The organism is Allobosea sp. TAF32, assembly GCF_052113585.1.
Lineage (GTDB): Bacteria > Pseudomonadota > Alphaproteobacteria > Rhizobiales > Beijerinckiaceae > Allobosea.
This window is the reverse complement of record NZ_JBFRDM010000032.1, coordinates 1-1,550: the sequence shown is the minus strand read 5'-3', so window position 1 is coordinate 1,550 and position 1,550 is coordinate 1. Positions and strand designations below refer to the sequence as shown.

Genomic DNA, 1,550 nt, shown 5'->3' with positions numbered 1-1,550 from the left:
CTAATCCCGGCCGTAGCCTCGCCCTCGTAACGGGGCGGCCCTCCTTGGGCGGCTCCCGGCCCGCTCTCGCGGCGCCGGACCTTTTTTCGTTGAAAGGCCCGCCTATAATGTCGTGTCGCGTTGGCGCTGGGATCGTCGCCGGGATTTTTGTCGACCCTTTCACTGGGGCCGTTTCCGCAGTGGTACTGCGGGGCGCGCTATCGAATTCGCCTCGCATTTCGAGATAGGTGAAACACCCCGCCCGCTGGTGGCCCGGGGCGGCCGCCTAACCGCTCCTCCCTGTCGAACTCTGCCCGGCTCTCCACCTGGAGCGCCAGGCACTTTGTCGTTTCCGTCCGATACCCTAGAACCGCTTTAAGAAGCGAGGGGGGATGGATTTTGCCATTTAGTTTCGCGTCACCGGAAGAACTGGAAATTCTTCAACGATCGCTGGATAGAGCCTGGGCGATTGTCGTCGAGCGGCACGGATCCGATCCATTGAAAGCGCCAGGCGAACGGGAGCGCCTTGCCTATATAGTCGCGTCGCGTTGGCAACAGGGCGTGCATAATTGCGTCGTTGAACAGGCGGTCGAAGAGTTTGAAGCGACCGCGCCCCAGCTAACCTGGCCCGTCAAGCCCGACACCGCATCACAATAGTACCCTCAGATCACAATTTTTCATTTCGGCGGCTTAAGCAGAAACGCGGAGACGGCACGTCGGCGTCGCTGCGTATGCACTTAAGTTGGCCCGGTCTCCGAAAGTGGATCGGGCCTTTTTGCGTTTTGGGGAACTGCCATCTTCGGCGCGTGTTCATGGCCAAAGGAGGATGCACCATGAATGCCCTGACTTTTTCTGCACTGATTGCTGCCGCGATCATGACGACCGCCTGCAACACCACCGAGCAGCGCGTCGGCGGAGCCGCGGTTGGAGCCGGCACCGGCGCAGCAGTAGGGGGCCCGGTTGGCGCGGTCGTCGGCGGAGCAGCGGGTGCCGTTACAGCGCCTACCGTTGTGCGGGCGACGCGACGCGCGACGCGCTGACCGGCTCGATGCCTTCGTTCCCGATGCAAGCGTGGCCTGCTGGGCTTCGGCCGGCGAGGCCTTTTCATGCTGTGGAGGTCATTCGAGTCGAACGACCCATGATCTGAAATTTTTTACTGGAATTGCGGAACCGAGCGGGTGAACTGATCGTTGGCAGTACACCACTGGCGCGGTCAGCTGCGAGGTGGGGATGGTTCTTCTGCCAAGATGGCCATCGAAGGGAGTCGGTCTAGCCCCCCAGCCGCCGGCTCCCTTTTTCTATGGCGGATCGCGTGGCGCGGACACCCGCCCGATGACAGCAAGGTAGCGGTCGCTGGAATGCGCGACTGCAACGACGAGATCTGTGCCGTCGTCGCAGACCACGCGGAGCCTGTAGAAGAGMGCGGCTGGATCGACGTCCGAGAGATCGCAGAAAAGGTACCCGGCGCGGGTATCGTCGGAGTTGCTGCCAAATTGGTAGGTGAGCGGGAGCGTCCGGCCGTCCCGCAGGACAAGCAGGCCTTTCCCGGTATACATCGCCGGCCCCCCGCC

At 62.4% G+C, this 1,550-nt stretch carries 2 protein-coding genes; one reads left to right on the top strand and one right to left on the bottom strand.

Annotated features, from left to right (window positions below; all coding sequences use genetic code 11):
* Positions 1-812: 812 nt before the first annotated feature.
* The gene (locus AB4Z16_RS28015; protein WP_441514576.1) at positions 813-1,019 is read left to right on the top strand and encodes a hypothetical protein; all 207 of its coding nucleotides are present in this window, start codon (positions 813-815) and stop codon (positions 1,017-1,019) included.
* A 258-nt stretch (positions 1,020-1,277) separates the two neighbouring features.
* Here AB4Z16_RS28015 and AB4Z16_RS28010 read toward each other — a convergent pair.
* Positions 1,278-1,550: hypothetical protein (locus AB4Z16_RS28010; RefSeq protein ID WP_441514575.1), on the bottom strand; the 273-nt coding region annotated here is incomplete at its 5' end.

Excerpts from the sequence above, each read along its gene's own strand:
- AB4Z16_RS28015 (WP_441514576.1), top strand. The coding sequence starts at position 813 with ATGAATGCCCTGACTTTTTCTGCACTGATTGCTGCCGCGATCATGACG.